Origin of the sequence: Ureibacillus sp. FSL K6-0165 (genome assembly GCF_038004285.1) — a bacterium.
Taxonomy (GTDB): Bacteria; Bacillota; Bacilli; order Bacillales_A; family Planococcaceae; genus Ureibacillus; species Ureibacillus thermosphaericus.
In genome coordinates this window covers 1,723,588-1,740,972 of the sequence record NZ_JBBOQS010000001.1, presented here as the reverse complement: position 1 = coordinate 1,740,972, position 17,385 = coordinate 1,723,588, and the positions used below count along the sequence as shown (strand labels likewise).

Below are 17,385 nucleotides of genomic sequence, written 5' to 3'. Positions count from 1 at the left end.
TTCTTATAGAATCTTGAAATTTTTTCATCGTGATTTACAAAACTCTATTATCAATTAAACATAATCACTACTTATAATTTATTATTTCATTTAGCATTTCATTAATGGGAACGTGTTTGTATTGATAATTGTTGCGCTTTATCGATAATGAAACGTTTTACTTCTTCTCGCAAATCTTCACGCTGCAACGCAAAATCAATTGTCGTTTCAATGAATCCCATTTGATTGCCGACATCATATCGTTTTCCTTCAAAGCGATATGCAAACACACGTTGAATCGTATTCAATTCCTCAATAGCATCTGTTAATTGAATTTCTCCGCCTTTCCCCATTTTCTTTTGTTCTAAGTAGCGGAAAATTTCGGGTGTTAAAATGTAACGTCCTATAATCGCAAAGTTGGAAGGTGCTTCTTCTTTTGTTGGTTTTTCTACGAACATTTTCACTTGCATTAACGGTGAATCGGTGGAAATTGGATCAATCACACCATAACGATGGATTTCGCTATCAGGTACTTCCATAACGCCAATTACGCTAGAAAAGGTTTTTTCATATTGATTGATTAATTGTTTTAAACAAGGAACATCATTTTGAACGATGTCATCTCCGAGCAACACAGCAAAAGGTTCATTACCAATAAATTTACGGGCACACCAAATGGCATGTCCAAGGCCTAGAGGTTGTTTTTGGCGGATATAATGAATATCAATATCCGATGATACACGTACCTTTTCTAACAAATCGTACTTCTTTTTTTCAATTAAATTTGCCTCCAGTTCAAAGGCGTGATCAAAATGGTCTTCAATCGCCCGTTTTCCTTTTCCCGTAACGATGATAATATCTTCAATTCCCGAAGCAATCGCTTCTTCAACAATATATTGAATGGTTGGTTTATCTACAATCGGTAACATTTCTTTCGGCATGGCTTTCGTTACAGGTAAAAATCGTGTTCCTAAACCTGCAGCTGGGATGATGGCTTTTCTAATTTTTTTCAAGCGATTTCACTCCTCATCCATTGGTTTACATCAAGAAAATTATACAATATTTTCCCATTCTACTCATACTAAACACAAAGAGCAATGATGAGATAAAAATAGGCTGGAATCTAAATCCAGCCTTACTTTAAATATATAAATTTTAAAACCTTTAACGAATTATAGCACCAGCTTCTTTTAATGCTTTCAATACTTTTTCATGTGCATTTGTTACTTCTTCATCTGTTAATGTTCTTTCAGGATCAAAGTATGTTAATGTGAAGGCTACTGATTTTTTATTGGCATCGATATTTTCACCTTCATATACATCAAATACTTTTACAGCTTTTAATAATTTCGTACCTGATGTACGAATGATAGATTCAAGTTCTCCAGCAGGTTCAGAGCGATCTACTTCAATGGCAATATCTCGTGTAACAAGTGGGAAGCGTGGAACCGGTTCGTATTCTACTCCTTTTGCATCAGTGCGCAACAGGGCATGTAAATTTAATTCCGCTACATACGTATCTTTTAAATCCCACTCTTTTCGTTCTGATGGATGAAGACCACCAATTACTCCAATACGTTCTCCATCAAGTAATATATTTGCTGTTTGACCAGGATGTAATCCGTCCATTGCTGCTTTCTCAAAAGTAACTCGTTCAGTTAATCCTAGTTTTTCAAGCAATCCTTCTACAATGCCTTTTGCTGCGAAGAAATCTACATTGCGTTTATCCCCTAACCAAGCATCGTCTACCCATTTGCCAGTAATGACAAAGGCAACATGCTCTTCTTCAAATGGTAAACCTTCCTCCGTCTTCCCGAGGAATACAGACCCAATCTCATACAAACTAGCAGAATCCGCTTGACGCGCCAAGTTATAACTTGCAGCTTGCAATAAGTGAGGGATTAAACTTTGACGTAAAGTTGAACGGTCTTCGCTCATCGGCATTAACAATTTCGTTGTTTCTTCTTTTTTCAGTGCAAATTTTTGAGACAATTCAGCAGAAGTTAATGAGTAGGTGATTGCTTGATACAATCCAGCTCCTTCTAAGAAATTGCGCACAATGCGGCGCTTTTCTTGATACGGAGTTAAGCCACCAATATGCATTTTACCTTCTGGCAATGTCATTGGAATTTCATCGTAACCATAAAGTCTTGCGATTTCTTCAATGATGTCTTCCTCTATTTTAATGTCTTGTCGACGAGTTGGCACATCAATGATTAATAAACCTCGTGCTGCTTCCACCTCAAATTTTAAGCGTTGTAAGATGGAAATCATATCTTCTAGGGAGATTTTCATTCCTAATTTTGCATTAATTTCATCTGGTGAAATTACAATTCGCGCTGGTGTTTTATCAAGCTCATCAACTAATACGGTACCTTCTAATACTTCTCCACCAGCTAATTCACTAAGAAGTTGTGCAGCTCGTTCTTGAGCTTCTAAAACTCGATTTGGATCGACACCTTTTTCAAAACGAACTGATGAGTCGGAACGCAATCCTAAATCTTTTGAAGTTTGACGAACTGAATGACCAACAAAATAAGCTGATTCAAGTACAACCGTTGTTGTGTTTTCTGTTACTTCCGAATTGGCACCACCCATTACCCCTGCGACAGCAACAGGTTCTTTTCCATTTGTAATGACTAAATGATGACTCTGTAACGTGCGCTGTTGATCGTCTAAAGTAACAATTTTTTCGCCTTCATTCGCTAATCGAACAACGATTTCACCTGTGCCTAGTGAATCGTAATCAAAGGCATGAAGCGGTTGACCATATTCTAACAATACATAGTTCGTAATATCGACTACGTTATTGTGTGGACGAATACCCGCCGCCATTAAATAATGCTGTAACCATAATGGCGATTCTGCCACTTTTACATTTTTAATGACTTTTGCAGCGTATAATGGATTTTCTTTAGTAGCTTCTACTTTAACTTTAATGTAATCTTCCGCTTTTTCGTTTGAAGTTTCATATTGAATTTCTGGTAATTTGACATCTTGCGATAAAATTGCTCCCACTTCATAGGCTACACCTAACATTGAAAGTGCATCGGAACGGTTAGGAGTTAAACCAAGCTCCAATACAGAATCTCGTAAACCGATTAATTCTAAAGCATCGCTGCCAGGAACTGCATCTTCCGGTAAAACGTATATTCCTTCAGAATATGCTTTTGGTACAACGCGCCCTTCAATTCCAAGTTCTTGCAATGAACAAATCATTCCATTCGATTCTTGACCGCGCATTTTCGCTTTTTTAATTTTGATTCCACCCGGAAGTTTTGCACCAGGTAATGCAACGATTACTTTTTGGCCGGCTTCCACATTCGGTGCACCACAAATAATTTGTCTTACATCCGTACCTACATCTACTTGGCAAATGCTTAATTTATCTGCATCTGGATGCTTCTCCTTTGATACGACATGACCAACAACGATATTCGTCATTCCTTGAGATCGATCGATGACGGAATCGACTTCAATTCCAGCACGAGTAATTTTTTCTGCTAAATCTTCAGGTGACAGCCCTTGTGTATCTACATATTCTTGCAACCAATTTAATGAAACTAACATATTAATACCCCCTTACCCTTCTGTACGTCGGAATTGTGATAAGAATCGAATGTCATCGATATAGAAGTTTCGAATATCTTCCACACCATATTTCAACATCGCAATACGTTCTACACCGATACCAAAGGCAAAACCAGAGAATCTTTTCGGATCATATCCACCCATTTTCAGTACGTTAGGATGCACCATGCCGGCACCTAGTATTTCAATCCATCCTGTATGTTTACATACGTTACAGCCATTTCCTCCACAGCGGAAACAAGAAATATCCATTTCAACAGATGGTTCTGTGAACGGGAAGAAACTTGGGCGGAGACGAATTTCTCGATCTTCACCAAACATTTTTTTCGCGAGTTTATCTAACGTACCTTTTAGGTCGCTCATACGAATGTTTTCTCCTACCACGAGCCCTTCAATTTGCATAAATTGGTGTGAGTGAGTAGCATCGTCTGTGTCACGACGATACACTTTTCCCGGGCAAATAATACGGAACGGTTTGCCTTTTTTCGCAAGCATTGTTCTAGCTTGCACCGGCGATGTATGCGTACGTAATAACGTTTCTTCCGTAATGTAGAAAGTATCTTGCATGTCGCGAGCAGGATGCCCTTTTGGCAAATTCAATGCTTCAAAGTTATAATAATCCATTTCCACTTCTGGACCTTCTGCAATTTCATATCCCATGGAGATGAATAAATCTTCCAATTCTTCAACAACACGCGTTAAAGGATGTCTGTTGCCAAGGCGCACTTTACGTCCAGGAAGTGTTACATCGACGGATTCCTTTTCTAGTTGTTCTTGAATTTGTTGTTCTTCTAATACTTTGACACGTTGCTCCAACGCTTCAGTTACTTTTTCACGAACTGTATTGGCTAGAGCCCCCATTTTAGGACGCTCTTCAGGAGAAAGTTTCCCCATTCCTTTTAATACTTCCGTAATGGACCCTTTTTTCCCTAAATATTGAACACGAACATCATTCAGTTCTTTTAAGTTCATGCATGCAGCAATTTTCTCAATGGCTTCTTGCTCAATTTGTTTTAGTTGCTGTTCCATCATGTAACCTCCTTAAATGAAAAATATTTTTTGTTTGAATAATTACCATTATTTGTTACAAAATTTACATTTTTTGTGACATACTCACATGTTACAAATCAAATAAAAAAACCTCGCCCCAATTCAAGGGACGAGGAACATTCGCGGTACCACCCTAGTTATTGCAAAATGCAATCACTTCATTGACATAACGGCATTCGCCGGCAATCCTTTACAGAGCTTTACTCTGGTCCTGGATGCTGCTCGCGGGGTGAACTTCAATATTCGCTGCATACATAAGCTTCCAGTCATGGCTTATGCTCCCTGAAATGCAGTGTTTGAATATTTACTCTTCCCGCTCCAACGCATTTCCACTTTATTCACATATGATTGGAAAAATCTTAGACTATTCTACGATAAATTGGATTATGTTTCAAGTATCTACCTTGTATAATTATCCAATCCGTTTAATGAAAAACTCTTACTTTTACTTCAATCGAGAAGCAAAAGTAAGAGTTCGTTAATCGATGAAATGATATAATAAAATCCCTGTAGCAACCGCCACATTCAACGATTCTGCTTGTCCTAAAATCGGAATCATCACGTTTTGAGTCGTTTGCTCGAGCAATTCCTTTTGAACACCGCTACCTTCATTTCCTACAATTAAGGCGAAACTTCCTGACTTATGTAATTCTCTATAATCAACTGCATTTTCAAGAGCAGTTCCATACAAAGGAATGTTTCTTTCTTTTAATTTTTCAACCCAATCCATTAAATTTCCGCGAATTACCGGAATATGGAAGTGAGATCCTTGCGCCGAACGCAATGTCTTTGGATTATATATATCTGCACAGCCTTTTCCTAAAACAACCGCATCGATTCCAGCAGCATCCGCTGTACGAATCATCGTTCCGATATTTCCTGGGTCTTGCACTGCATCAATAAGCAATAATTTTTTCCATGATGCCTGTTCAGTTTCCGAAATCATTGTTTGTTTGCAATGTGCAAATATACCTTGTGAAGTTTCTGTTTCTGCAATATCCTTCGCAATGGAGTTCGTTACTTCCACTATCTTTACATCATTCAATGACCATTCACGGGGAATTTCAACCCCTTCGCGTACAATGATTTGAATGACTCGTTCCTTATTTTTTAGTGCTTCCTCTACTAAATGAAATCCTTCGACAATAAATTCTCCTGTTTTTTCTCGCTCTTTCCTATTGGTAACTAGCTTTTTCCAATGTTTCACATAAGCGTTTTGAGCCGATTCTATGCGTTTCATTATTGATAAACCGCCTTTATTTATTTTTTTACATCTTGATCTAAATTTACTAATGCTTTACTAAGTCGATAAATATGTTCTTCTGTTGTATCCATTCCAAAAGAGATTCGGAAAAATGTACGTGCTTCCGATAAGCTATGCCCCATGGCAAGTATCGCCTTTGTTCCTGATGCACTGTTAATATCGCAAGCACTTCCGGTTGAAATGCAAATTCCTTCTTCATTTAATCGCAACATCACGTATTGCCCTTCCGCCCCCTTCATACATAAGCCACATATGCTTGGGAGTTGATGAGCTTCGTCTGCTTCAATAAAATAGCAGTTTGTATCTTTTATTGATTCTTTTAATTGGTTTCGCAAACTCCAAAATTTATTGAAGTCATACTGGTAATGCTCTACGCTTTTGGCAAAAGCAAAAACCGCTGGGGTATCGACAGTACCGCCTCTTAAGCCCCTTTCATGAGTCACACCTGGAAAAAGTGGCAATATTCTTCTGCGTGGATTTAAATATACCGCACCACAGCCTTTTGGTCCACCAATTTTATGGGCGGATACTGTGATGCCATCAACAAATTTTGAAAATTCCGTTACATCTAATTTACAGAAGGACTGAACACAATCTACATGATATGAAATATTGTATTTTTGTGCAACTTCGGCAATTTCTTTCACCGGTTGAATAGAACCAATTTCTGAGTTGACATGTTGGATTGTAATGAGAACAGTATCTGGGCGAATCGATTGTTCTAACATGCTTACATCAACTATACCTCGTTTTGTTAACGGTAGTTTTGTAATTTCATAACCTTCTCTTTCTAGAGTATTTATAGCTGCATGTACACTCGTGTGTTCTGCGCTTGACGTGATGATATGTTTCCCTTTTCCTGCACGGGCTAAAGATATTATTGCAAGGATATTCCCTTCTGTACCACTTCCAGTAAATATGATGCCGTCCCGATTAACGCCTAATTTATTTGCCACAACATCTCTTGCGTTTTCTAACAAAAAGGCTGCTTGTCCACCTGCATCATGCAAACTGGATGTATTACCATATACGCTTTTTGCAGCAAGACTGTAAGCCTCAATACTTACATCCATCATCGGGGTTGTCGCAGCATAATCTAGATAAATCATTGATATTCCCCATTTCTACAAAAATTATGGACTCTTAGCATACTTTACATAACGGAAATTATGAATGAAAATGCTTGTTTTATCATTTATTTTATGTAAATATATGTGTCAAGACAACTGTAAAGAAGGTAATGCTATGATCATCAACACAGACATTGTCATTATAGGAAGTGGTATTAGTGCTCTTCAAACAGCAAAACTCCTTGCAAAAAAGTATGATGTACACATTGTCACAAAAAATCACATAAAAAACGGTAATTCATACAAAGCACAAGGAGGAATTGCTGCAGTCACAAGCAGTGAAGACAACATCCGATTTCACATAGAAGATACATTTGTTGCTGGCCTTCATCATCATGATGTGGAAAATGTAATAAAACTTGTAAAAGAAGGAAAACAAACTGTTCAACAACTAATTAACGATCATTTTCCTATTGATTGTGCACCTGATGGCTCGATTTTGCTTGGACTTGAAGGAGCACATAGCAAACCAAGAATCATCCATTCTGGCGGCGATGCAACGGGCAAAGCTCTAGTAAACTTTTTGGTAGATTCTTTGCCTGAAAACGTCATAATTCACGAATATGAGTTGGCTTATGAACTACTCATTAATGATGATGGAGAATGTATCGGTGTAAAAACGAAATCTTTTGAAGATCATATTACGTACTTAGCCTCATACGTGATTGTTGCAACTGGCGGTGTAGGAGCATTGTATGAATATACTTCAAATTGTTCCGATAGCTTTGGTGATGGGATTGCCCTTTCTTACCTTGCAGGAGCCGAAATCGCTGATATGGAATTTATTCAATTCCATCCAAGCTTAATTTATTTGGATGGAAAAACGCATGGACTTGTTTCTGAAGCAGTTCGAGGAGCAGGCGGTTATTTTGTTGATGAAAATGGAAATCGAATTATGGAAAGAGTTCATCCACTTGCGGATTTAGCTCCAAGACATATTACCGCTTACGAAATGTATAAACATCGTACAAATGGCCATGAAGTTTATATCGACATTTCGAACATCGAGCACTTTGAAGAAAAGTTTCCTACGATTACTAATATTTGCAAAGTGATAGGGATTGATTTATCGAATCAGCGCATACCCATTGCACCGGGAAGCCACTTTCTTATGGGAGGCATCGTCAGCGACGTTTACGGCCGGACTAATATCCCAAGACTTCTTGCCATTGGTGAAGCCGCTTGTACGGGTGTCCATGGAGCAAATCGACTAGCCAGCAATTCATTGTTAGAATGTATTACCTTTGGAAAATTGATGGCAGAACATTTGCTAAATAACGGCAGCCGTCAAAACAACTATACGATTCGAAAAATTGACAATAAATCGTCCAACATCCCAAAATTAATGCAACCTAGTGTCTTACAAAAAGAAATGTTCCTAAAGGCTGGCATCGTAAGAGAAAAAAAAGCGTTAACGGATTTAATTGAACAGTTGCCTGCCTATGAGGAATTTGCAAATGTCAATTTTGATGCATTAGACAGACGAACGATTGAACAGTTATTTATGCATATTACCGCCTCTTTAATTGTTCAAGGAGCATTTACTAGAGAAGAATCTCGTGGCTCCCATATTCGTAATGACTTTCCATCAATTAATGAGGATTGGCAAAATAAGTGGATTATCTTCAAACAAGGAAAATTACATGTGAGGGACGGACTTTATGAACAAAATCAAATTACAAGAAATATTGAAACAGTTTTTTAATGAAGATATCGGAGACGGTGACTTATCAAGCGAAACCATCTTTTCCCGTATAGATCAAGGATCTTTTACTTTTTATGCAAAGGAGGACGGAATCTTTTGTGGAGCTACGATAATCGAAACCGGATTTAAGTTGCTCGACCCTTTCCTTAACATCACCTTGCTGAAAGAAGATGGGGATGAAGTTCATAAGGGGGATCAAATCGCTATCATAGAGGGTTCTTTACAAAGTTTGCTTAGCGGAGAACGGGTCATTTTAAATTTAATTCAACGGATGAGCGGCATCGCAACGAACGCAAGAAAAGCTGTTGAATTAACTAAAGGAACAAATGCAAAAATATGTGATACCAGAAAAACGATGCCAGGTCTAAGAATGCTCGATAAATACGCTGTGCGGACAGGCGGTGCATATAACCACCGAAGCGGCTTATACGATTGCATTATGTTAAAAGACAATCACATTGCATTCGCTGGAAGCATTTCAAAGGCCGTACAATTAGCTAAATCAAAAATTGGTCATACGGTAAAAATCGAAGTGGAAATTGAAACGAAAGAACAATTGTTAGAAGCAATTGAAGCTGGTGCGGATATTATCATGTTTGATAATCGAACTCCTGAAGAAATTAAACAATGGTTGCCGCTTGTTCCAAAACATATAACAACGGAAGCTTCTGGGGGCATTACGTTAGACAATTTGCGAAAGTACGCAGAATCTGGCGTAGAATGGATTTCCCTCGGCTCCCTTACCCATTCGGTTAACGCTTTAGATATTAGTGCATTAGTAAAAAGAAAGGATGTTGAATAATGTCAACAATTTGCACACTTCCAACTCAAGGTATGTTGCCTGAAAAATATCGTCGCTTGTCTCGTGATGAAATGGAAAAGAGAGTTCGTGAAATAAAGGAAAAATTAGGTGATCAATTATTTATCCCTGCACATCATTATCAAAAAGATGAAGTAATCCAATTTGCTGATGCAATAGGCGACTCTTTGCAATTGGCTCAAGTAGCTGCTAAAAATAAACAAGCTAAACATATTGTATTTTGCGGTGTGCACTTCATGGCTGAAACAGCTGATATGTTAACAACCGATGAGCAAATTGTTTACTTGCCTGATATGCGTGCAGGTTGTTCCATGGCAGATATGGCAAATATTTATCAAACGGAAGAAGCATGGGAGAAGTTAACAGCCCTTTTCGGCGATACAATTATCCCATTAACATATGTCAACTCAACTGCTGCGATAAAAGCATTCACCGGGCGGAATGGCGGTGCTTGTGTCACTTCATCCAACGCTAAAAAAATGGTGGAGTGGGCACTTACGCAAAAAGAGCGAATCTTTTTCTTACCAGACCAACATTTAGGAAGAAATACAGCCTACGAATTAGGAATCCCTTTAGAACAAATGGCTGTATGGAATCCGATTTCTGGAGAATTCAAGTATGAAGGCAATGTCCAAGACATAAAAGTGATTTTATGGGATGGTTATTGTTCTGTTCATCAAGGATTTACAGTGGAGAATGTTCAAGAAGTTCGAGAAAACTATCCTGAAATGACAGTCATTGTTCATCCAGAATGTTCTTTTGAAGTAGTACAAGCAGCAGACCTTTCAGGTTCTACTAAATATATCGTAGAAACCATCAAAAATGCTCCTGCTGGCTCGAGTTGGGCAATCGGAACGGAAATGAACTTAGTGAAACGAATTATTGCTGAGCATCCCGACAAGCACATCATCTCACTCAATGAAAATATGTGCCCTTGCCTAACAATGAACCGTATCGATTTGCCACATTTCCTTTGGGCGCTTGAAATGATTGAAAATGGTGAACAAGGAAATGTCATTAAAGTGGACCGAGAAACAACGGAAGAAGCATTGTTGTCATTAAACCGTATGCTTCAATTAGCATAAAATCACATACACATTACGCAAGTTGCGCTAAGAAGAACTTTACTCCAAAAAAGTTTCTCCAAGGAGTTATTGAAAATGACGCATAATTTCATCGAGTGGTAACAAACTACTACTCGAGGAGGCGAATGGTATGAACTTTCAAATAAGAGAAGCCATTACAGCAAATGTTAAAGGAGACAACCCACAAGATTTTCAGGAAACAATTCAAGATGCAATCGCTCGAGGAGATGAGCACCTACTTCCAGGACTTGGTGTCTTTTTAGAAAAGTGGTGGCAAACTTCTACTGAAGAAGAGCATGCAAAGTTTACCGAAACATTATCAAAAGCATTTCAAAATTAAAGGGCTGGAGAATGGATTCTCCATGCCCTTATTTAATATAACCCCCATTCCATTTTTAAAATTTCCTTCAAGCTTTTTAGTTGTTCTTCCCCTATATGTTCTGCAATGATATTCTCCAATTCTTTTTTTAAAGCGATATATTTTTCATAGCAAGCTTCTCCCGAAGGTGTCAGTTCAATATATTTATCTCTCAAGTTCGCTTTATTCGTTTCCACCAAACCTTTTTGCTCTAATTGTTTGATAAATTTATGGGTTGCTTGCCTTGTAAAATGAACTTGTTTCGCTACATGAGAAATTAATGGCTTATCCTTATAAACTATTGATAAAATAGCAAATTCTGAATTTGTTATGTAAATATCACTAATATCTTGCCATTTTCCTTTCTTTATTTTTTTCAATAACATCCATTTCCCATTAATTAAATCAAACAACAATTCTCCCTTATGATCATTCAATCATCTCACCCCTTTGTAGACTAGCAACTATATCAATAATGAATTTATTATTCAATTGTTAATACTACTATCATACCTGAATAGTTCTAATTCGTCATTTACCAAAAAAAAGAGAGCGTTTATACTAGTATGAGAATTAGTAAAAATATCATTATTTCATAAGTTTATCCAAACTAGTATTGAAGGAGGGAAAGTGAAGTGGGAGTACATTACAATTGGAAACAATGGCTATGGAGTAGTTTTATCATTTGTATGTTAATTTTTTGCGTAAAAGTAAATCATGGAGATGCTGCTACTTTTAAAGATGTTCCTGAAAGCCATCCGTCAATATTCGAAATTGAATTTCTTGCGGATTCAGGAATTATTAAAGGTTATCAAGATCAAACCTTTAAACCTTCTAACAATGTTACAAATTCCCAAGTTGCATTAATGATTACAAGAGCATTAAATCTTAATGTAGAGAATCGACCAGCTCCAGGATTTCAAGATTTAGGAAAAATCGATGAAGTTACTTATAAGGCCATCGCAGCAGTCGTGGATGAAGGAATTTTTCCAAAAGGAGATACTTTTAGACCCTTTGAACCCATTACGCGCGGTGAAATGGCTCAAGTATTAGTTAATGCATTTCATTTAAAAGGTACAACAAACCAAGAGTTTAAAGATGTTTCCAAAAACCATACATTCTATCAAGCAATCAAAATATTAGCTGCAAATAACATTACAACGGGATTCGAAGATGGCACTTTTAAGCCTTCTCAACCTCTTACTCGCGCTCACTTTTCCACTTTTATGTCTCGGATTATTGAACCTGATTTTATTCCTGTTTCAAGTGGATTTGGGTACAATAAACAGTACCAGTACATATATGAATTAAATGAGGGCTATACCGCTCGAGAATATTTTTCGTATCTTTCATCTGACGAACTAGGGGATTGGTGGCAAGTTTCCGACGAAAACAATCAATACATCCATTATGTAAATCGCATCGATAAAAAAGGCTTCACTTTTACTGGTTACTTAGAAAATGAAGAAATTATCACAGATTTTCATATTCCGTATCCAGTAAAACTTGGAACGAGTTGGTCTTATTCATTTAAGGATGAGTATCAACCAGTAACCTATGTCGTAACCAGCATGTCGGAAAAAATCACAACACCTGCTGGAACCTTTCATCCTGTAATGGAAATTGTTAGTTCCGATGGTTACCAATATTATTATTCGAAAGAATTAGGCCACATTTGTACGAAAGATTTGCAAACAAATGCGATTGTTTATCAATTAATTGATTTAAAGAAACGGTCTTCTAAATAAAATATTCCTTCATGTAAAAAGGCAATCCAGCGCCTCCTGGATTGCCTTGTATCTTTTATTTATATCGATGCTTCATTCCACCTAGAAATCCACATCGAGTGAAAACATGTTTTAATCTGCATAGTAGTAGAGATAAAAGTTTCCTCTGCCGCTTTCGGGGCAGAGCTATAGCAGATTCTCTTCTATTTTCATTATGCTAAAAGAGATAACAATACTGCTTTTTGTGCGTGTAATCGGTTTTCTGCTTGCCCCTGCCGCTTGCGCTTTCGGGGCAGAGCTACAACATATTTTCTTCTGTTCTTTTTATGCTAATAGAGATAATAGCACTGCTTTTTGGGCATGGAGTCGGTTTTCTGCTTGCCCCTACCGCTTGCGCTTTCGGGGCAGAGCTACAACATATTTTCTTCTGTTCTTATTATGCTAATAGAGATAATAGCACTGCTTTTTGTGCGTGTAATCGGTTTTCTGCTTGCTCGAAGACGTATGAATTTGGTCCATCGATTACTGATGTTGCCACTTCTTCTTCGCGATGAGCTGGCAAACAATGTAAGAACATAAAGTCAGGTTTTGCATGAGCAACAAGTTCCTCATTGATTTGATAACCTTTAAAGTCTATTAATCTCTGAGCCGCTTCCTCTTCCTGCCCCATACTAGTCCATACATCTGTATAGATTACATCTGCATCTTTCACAGCTTCAATTGGATCATTTGTTACGACAACCGTGCTGCCATTTTTCTCTGCAATCGCTTGAGCCTTCTTCATGATGATTTCATCTGGCTCATACCCTTTAGGAGTTGCAACCACAATATCCATTCCAACATGGGCAGCTGCAACTACCAGCGAATGGGCAACATTATTTCCATCGCCAACATAAGCTGTTTTTAAACCTTTTAATTTTCCTTTATTTTCAACGATTGTTTCAATATCTGCCAATGCTTGACATGGATGATAAAGATCCGTTAATCCATTAATCACAGGAATTGTAGAGTATTCAGCTAACTCCTCTACCATCTTATGGGAATTTGCACGTATCATAATGCCATCTAAATATCCTGAAAGCACAAGGCCAGTATCAGAAATTGGTTCACCACGACCAAGTTGCATATCTCTTGCATGTAAGAAAATCGCTTTTCCACCCAATTGATGCATTCCTACTTCAAAGGAAATACGAGTACGAGTTGAATTCTTCTCAAAAATCATTCCGATTATTTTTCCATCTAATAGTTTTGGACATCTTCCGTTTTTCGTTACCTTTTTCATTTTTATTGCAAGACTAATTAGTTCTTGCACTTCTTCACTTGTATAATCAAGCAGCGTCAATAAATCTTTGCCCTTTAAACTAGAAACGGGCTTTAGCTGCACTTCTTCCAACAGTTTCATTGATTCTTACCGCTCCTTTAACGTTTGGTTGTATTCATTATACAATTGCATATTTATTAAATCAAGTGTATTTTTATTATATTTTAATCTTTTTGTCAATCGAAGGAATATTCAATCAAAACGAATAAAAATTCATCAAAACAGGTTTATTTTTGATTTTAATTAATATTTATGCGTACAAATTAAAATGATGTCCATTCCATTCTATTCATAATAGTACATGTTATGCATAAAGATAACTTCAAGCGTTCTAAATGCCAATAAAAAAGAGAGGATGTTTAATCCTCTCAATCAAATTTAATTTTATTCACCGCATCCCAATCAAGCCGTTTTACAATTTCGACCATTAATTTTACTGCATTTTCAAAATCATCCCGATGCAAAATGGATGCATGGGAATGAATATAACGAGTAGCAACGCCAATGGAAAGGGTTGGTACGCCGCTTCCAGTTAAATGAATAGAACCGCCATCCGTTCCACCACCAGGCATCGTTTCAAATTGATATGGAATCTTGTTCTCTTCTGCAACATCTATTACAAAATCCCGTAATCCTTTATGCGATACCATCGAAGCATCGTAAATAACGATTTGCGGCCCTGCTCCTAGCTTCGATGTCGATTCTTTTGCAGTAATCCCCGGCGTATCACCAGCAATTCCAACATCTACTGCAAAGCCAATATCAGGTTGGATTTTAAACGTGGACGTTTTCGCACCTCTTAAACCTACTTCTTCTTGTACATTGCCGACACCATACACGATATTTGGATGTTTTTCATTTTGTAATCGTTTCAACACTTCGATGGCAATGGCACAACCAATTCGGTTATCCCAAGCTTTTGCGAGTAACAATTTTTCGTTTTTCATCACATTGAATTCAAAATAAGGGGTAATCATGTCACCAGGTCGTATTCCCCAGCTTTCCGCTTCCTCTTTTGAAGATGCACCAACATCGATAAACATGTCTTTTATATCTACAGTTTTCTTTCTTTGTTCTTGAGGCAGGATATGTGGCGGTTTTGAACCGATTACGCCAATGATTTCTTCTCCTGAACGAGTTGTAATCGTTACCCGCTGAGAAAGCATAACATGAGCCCACCAGCCGCCTACAGTTTGAAATTTAATAAACCCCTTTTCATCAATTTGAGACACCATGAAGCCGACTTCATCTAGGTGACCGGCAATCATAATTTTTGGGCCTTTTTCATCGCCACATTTTTCAGCAATTAAGCTTCCTAAATTGTCATACTCAATCTTATCAGCAAACGGTTCGATATATTTTTTCATTACTGCTCTCGGCGCTTTTTCATTTCCTGGGATGCCGTTTGCATCAGTCAAATCTTTCAACATTTGCAGAGTTTGATCCAAATTCATTATGAATATCCTCCTTAATATCCATTGCGTTGCCGCTCGTAATTTTTCTCGTTTTTAGCAATGTATGCTTGGATAATATCATCCAATGTGAAACCTAAATTATAGGCAAGCACTCCATAATATTTCCACACTTGCAAGTAATTATCCTCTGTCGGATTATGAATAAATGATAATATTACATCTTGTGTTTGTAAAAACCACGTCGTTAAGTTTTCCTTTTTCTTAATTTCCGGCCAAGCATCTAATCGATAGCCTTTCTCATTTCCTAATGAAAGCAGAAAATGAATAGAATCTACAAATTCCTCTAATATCACTTCTCGTTCAGAAGGTCCTTTCGTGCTCCAATATTTAAAACAGCGAGTTTCATTTGCTAACTCTGCTAGTTCAATTGTTAGCGCCAATCCTTTTTCTAAAAACACATCACGGTTGATTTGCTGATTTTTTTGAATAAATGAATCCAGTTGTGCTTGCATATTAAACAGTTCTTTAAATTCCATTAATTTTATCCCTCATTTTCTATAAAAAATGAAACTATATATCTATCCTAATCGTATAGGATATGATACCTTTTATACAAGGGGGAACTTTTATGGGTTTTCTTTTGCGCATTATAGTTATTGTCCTCATTATCTATTTATTTTATAAAGCTGTTCGCTACTTAACAGATCCAAAAAGGAAATTAGATGAAGCCTATGAAAAGGGGCAATATTATTTTTATGACGATGTAAAAAATGTACGAAAAAACTTCTTTATTTCTTATAAAGGGGCATTATTTGAAGGTGAAAAATATTTAGGGACAACCGAAGATGCCTTTGAAGTTGTTTCGATTTTCGTCTGGGTGCATGATCCAATGAAACTTCACGGTATGACGAAAGATGATTTCAAATTTTTAGAGAAGGAAATTTTAATGAATTATCCTAAAGCGAAAATCAATTGGAAAAATCCTATTGAAAAATTGATGAAAGAAGAATAATAATCATCCTCTAAATAATGTTTTAATTGTTCGTTGATGGACAGGGGGCTTGTCCAAATAATATTAGTAAACTCTCTGTTGAGTGAATCATTTGAAAAATAAGCGGCTTGAGCTCTAAATCTTTATGGGCTTAAGCCGTTTAATTCTTTAAAGAGCGAAGTGGATCATCACAACATACTCCATCAAATTAGAATGAACGATTTATATACATGATTAATATAATCTGTATTGCAGACAAAAATGGCAATCCAAATGCAAATACTGAGTGTTTCGTTTTATGGCGGAATAGATACATCCCGATTAGCCCACCACAAGCACCACCGATGATTGCAACGAACAATAATGTTCTTTCTGAAATACGCCACTTCTTTTTTCTCGCTTTTGATTTATCAATCCCCATCAATGTAAAACAAATCGCTGATAGAATCATCATGTAAACAATAAGAATTTCATTCATATGCGCTTCTCCTAATAGAAAAAGACTGATAGGATGTCCTACCAGCCTTTAAAGTTGTTGTTTAAATTCGTGAAAAAATGAGTCAATTTCTTATTTCGCAATTGCTTTTTTCGCTTCTTCAGCAAGTTGAGCAAACGCTTGTGCATCGTTTACTGCCAAGTCAGCTAACATTTTGCGGTTTACTTCGATACCAGCTTGTTTTAAACCGTACATTAAACGGCTGTAAGAAAGGCCGTTTTGACGAGCAGCTGCGTTGATACGAGTAATCCATAATTTACGGAAATCGCGTTTTTTCTGACGGCGGTCACGGTATGCGTATAAACCGGATTTCATTACCGCTTGATTTGCTGTTCTATATAAAGTGTGTTTTGAACCGAAATAACCTTTAGCTAATTTTAATACTTTTTTACGACGCTTGCGCGTTACTGTTCCACCTTTTACGCGTGGCATATTAATTACCTCCTGCTATTC

The 17,385-nt window shown here is 37.2% G+C and carries 17 protein-coding genes and 1 other annotated feature; of the genes, 6 read left to right on the top strand and 11 right to left on the bottom strand.

Going from position 1 to position 17,385, the window contains the following annotated elements; genetic code table 11:
- Positions 1-101 precede the first annotated feature (101 nt).
- The 5 genes from galU to NST00_RS08665 all read right to left on the bottom strand — a co-directional run bounded on the left by galU (position 102) and on the right by NST00_RS08665 (position 6,993).
- A complete protein-coding gene (gene galU / locus NST00_RS08685) occupies positions 102-992 on the bottom strand; it encodes a UTP--glucose-1-phosphate uridylyltransferase GalU (protein ID WP_340709860.1) in 891 nt (296 codons plus the stop codon).
- Positions 993-1,143: 151 nt separating this feature from the next.
- A complete protein-coding gene (pheT, locus tag NST00_RS08680; protein WP_340709859.1) occupies positions 1,144-3,549 on the bottom strand; it encodes a phenylalanine--tRNA ligase subunit beta in 2,406 nt (801 codons plus the stop codon).
- Positions 3,550-3,561: 12 nt separating this feature from the next.
- Complete coding sequence (gene pheS / locus NST00_RS08675) at positions 3,562-4,599, bottom strand: phenylalanine--tRNA ligase subunit alpha (RefSeq protein ID WP_096551455.1); 1,038 nt, start codon at positions 4,597-4,599, stop codon at positions 3,562-3,564.
- Positions 4,600-4,722: 123 nt separating this feature from the next.
- Positions 4,723-4,951: a binding site (T-box leader), on the bottom strand.
- Between the two features lie 147 nt (positions 4,952-5,098).
- Positions 5,099-5,860, bottom strand: coding sequence for a TrmH family RNA methyltransferase (locus NST00_RS08670; protein WP_016837173.1), 762 nt, complete (start codon positions 5,858-5,860; stop codon positions 5,099-5,101).
- Positions 5,861-5,880: 20 nt separating this feature from the next.
- Positions 5,881-6,993 carry a cysteine desulfurase family protein gene (locus tag NST00_RS08665; RefSeq protein ID WP_016837172.1) on the bottom strand — a complete coding sequence of 371 codons (1,113 nt, stop codon included), beginning with the start codon at positions 6,991-6,993 and terminating at the stop codon, positions 5,881-5,883.
- Between the two features lie 136 nt (positions 6,994-7,129).
- On the opposite strand from NST00_RS08665, the gene nadB reads away from it, so the two are divergent.
- From nadB to sspI, 4 genes are all read left to right on the top strand, one after another.
- Positions 7,130-8,719 carry an L-aspartate oxidase gene (gene nadB / locus NST00_RS08660; protein WP_340709858.1) on the top strand — a complete coding sequence of 530 codons (1,590 nt, stop codon included), beginning with the start codon at positions 7,130-7,132 and terminating at the stop codon, positions 8,717-8,719.
- Positions 8,676-9,521 carry a carboxylating nicotinate-nucleotide diphosphorylase gene (nadC, locus tag NST00_RS08655; protein ID WP_016837168.1) on the top strand — a complete coding sequence of 282 codons (846 nt, stop codon included), beginning with the start codon at positions 8,676-8,678 and terminating at the stop codon, positions 9,519-9,521. The genes nadB and nadC overlap by 44 nt, the downstream gene beginning before the upstream one ends.
- Positions 9,521-10,624 (top strand): quinolinate synthase NadA, encoded by a 1,104-nt coding sequence (gene nadA / locus NST00_RS08650; RefSeq protein WP_016837166.1) that lies wholly within the window; start codon positions 9,521-9,523, stop codon positions 10,622-10,624. The genes nadC and nadA overlap by 1 nt, the downstream gene beginning before the upstream one ends.
- A gap of 130 nt (positions 10,625-10,754) precedes the next feature.
- The gene (gene sspI, locus NST00_RS08645) at positions 10,755-10,964 is read left to right on the top strand and encodes a small acid-soluble spore protein SspI (RefSeq protein ID WP_016837164.1); all 210 of its coding nucleotides are present in this window, start codon (positions 10,755-10,757) and stop codon (positions 10,962-10,964) included.
- Positions 10,965-10,996: 32 nt separating this feature from the next.
- On the opposite strand, the gene NST00_RS08640 is transcribed toward sspI, so the two are convergent.
- On the bottom strand, positions 10,997-11,419 hold the full coding sequence (locus NST00_RS08640) for a MarR family winged helix-turn-helix transcriptional regulator (RefSeq protein ID WP_016837162.1): 423 nt from the start codon (positions 11,417-11,419) through the stop codon (positions 10,997-10,999).
- A gap of 198 nt (positions 11,420-11,617) precedes the next feature.
- Here NST00_RS08640 and NST00_RS08635 point away from each other — a divergent pair, with 198 nt between their 5' ends.
- The gene (locus NST00_RS08635) at positions 11,618-12,730 is read left to right on the top strand and encodes an S-layer homology domain-containing protein (protein ID WP_168412066.1); all 1,113 of its coding nucleotides are present in this window, start codon (positions 11,618-11,620) and stop codon (positions 12,728-12,730) included.
- Positions 12,731-13,145: 415 nt separating this feature from the next.
- Here the strand turns inward: NST00_RS08635 and argF are convergent, their stop codons facing one another.
- The 3 genes from argF to NST00_RS08620 form a co-directional block, all read right to left on the bottom strand.
- On the bottom strand, positions 13,146-14,111 hold the full coding sequence (gene argF / locus NST00_RS08630; RefSeq protein ID WP_016837158.1) for an ornithine carbamoyltransferase: 966 nt from the start codon (positions 14,109-14,111) through the stop codon (positions 13,146-13,148).
- A 287-nt stretch (positions 14,112-14,398) separates the two neighbouring features.
- Positions 14,399-15,487 (bottom strand): M42 family metallopeptidase, encoded by a 1,089-nt coding sequence (locus tag NST00_RS08625; protein WP_026018973.1) that lies wholly within the window; start codon positions 15,485-15,487, stop codon positions 14,399-14,401.
- 11 nt (positions 15,488-15,498) lie between these two features.
- Entirely contained in the window at positions 15,499-15,981 is a 483-nt protein-coding gene (locus NST00_RS08620; protein WP_016837153.1) for a dUTP diphosphatase, read from the bottom strand.
- Positions 15,982-16,073: 92 nt separating this feature from the next.
- Between NST00_RS08620 and NST00_RS08615 the strand changes: the two genes are divergently transcribed.
- Positions 16,074-16,457: a hypothetical protein gene (locus NST00_RS08615; protein ID WP_016837151.1), complete on the top strand. Its 384-nt coding sequence runs from the start codon at positions 16,074-16,076 to the stop codon at positions 16,455-16,457.
- Positions 16,458-16,644: 187 nt separating this feature from the next.
- Here NST00_RS08615 and NST00_RS08610 read toward each other — a convergent pair whose 3' ends face one another.
- Positions 16,645-16,914 (bottom strand): DUF1294 domain-containing protein, encoded by a 270-nt coding sequence (locus tag NST00_RS08610; RefSeq protein WP_016837150.1) that lies wholly within the window; start codon positions 16,912-16,914, stop codon positions 16,645-16,647.
- Positions 16,915-17,004: 90 nt separating this feature from the next.
- Positions 17,005-17,364, bottom strand: a complete 360-nt coding sequence (rplT, locus tag NST00_RS08605; RefSeq protein ID WP_016837149.1) for a 50S ribosomal protein L20 — start codon at positions 17,362-17,364, stop codon at positions 17,005-17,007.
- Positions 17,365-17,385 lie beyond the last annotated feature (21 nt).

Bases quoted from the DNA above. Each gene is read 5' to 3' on its own strand.
- pheT (WP_340709859.1), bottom strand. From the start codon at position 3,549: ATGTTAGTTTCATTAAATTGGTTGCAAGAATATGTAGATACACAAGGG.
- pheS (WP_096551455.1), bottom strand. From the start codon at position 4,599: ATGGAACAGCAACTAAAACAAATTGAGCAAGAAGCCATTGAGAAAATT.
- NST00_RS08670 (WP_016837173.1), bottom strand. From the start codon at position 5,860: ATGAAACGCATAGAATCGGCTCAAAACGCTTATGTGAAACATTGGAAA.
- NST00_RS08665 (WP_016837172.1), bottom strand. From the start codon at position 6,993: ATGATTTATCTAGATTATGCTGCGACAACCCCGATGATGGATGTAAGT.
- nadB (WP_340709858.1), top strand. From the start codon at position 7,130: ATGATCATCAACACAGACATTGTCATTATAGGAAGTGGTATTAGTGCT.
- nadC (WP_016837168.1), top strand. From the start codon at position 8,676: ATGAACAAAATCAAATTACAAGAAATATTGAAACAGTTTTTTAATGAA.
- nadA (WP_016837166.1), top strand. From the start codon at position 9,521: ATGTCAACAATTTGCACACTTCCAACTCAAGGTATGTTGCCTGAAAAA.
- sspI (WP_016837164.1), top strand. From the start codon at position 10,755: ATGAACTTTCAAATAAGAGAAGCCATTACAGCAAATGTTAAAGGAGAC.
- argF (WP_016837158.1), bottom strand. From the start codon at position 14,111: ATGAAACTGTTGGAAGAAGTGCAGCTAAAGCCCGTTTCTAGTTTAAAG.
- NST00_RS08620 (WP_016837153.1), bottom strand. From the start codon at position 15,981: ATGGAATTTAAAGAACTGTTTAATATGCAAGCACAACTGGATTCATTT.
- NST00_RS08615 (WP_016837151.1), top strand. From the start codon at position 16,074: ATGGGTTTTCTTTTGCGCATTATAGTTATTGTCCTCATTATCTATTTA.
- NST00_RS08610 (WP_016837150.1), bottom strand. From the start codon at position 16,914: ATGAATGAAATTCTTATTGTTTACATGATGATTCTATCAGCGATTTGT.
- rplT (WP_016837149.1), bottom strand. From the start codon at position 17,364: ATGCCACGCGTAAAAGGTGGAACAGTAACGCGCAAGCGTCGTAAAAAA.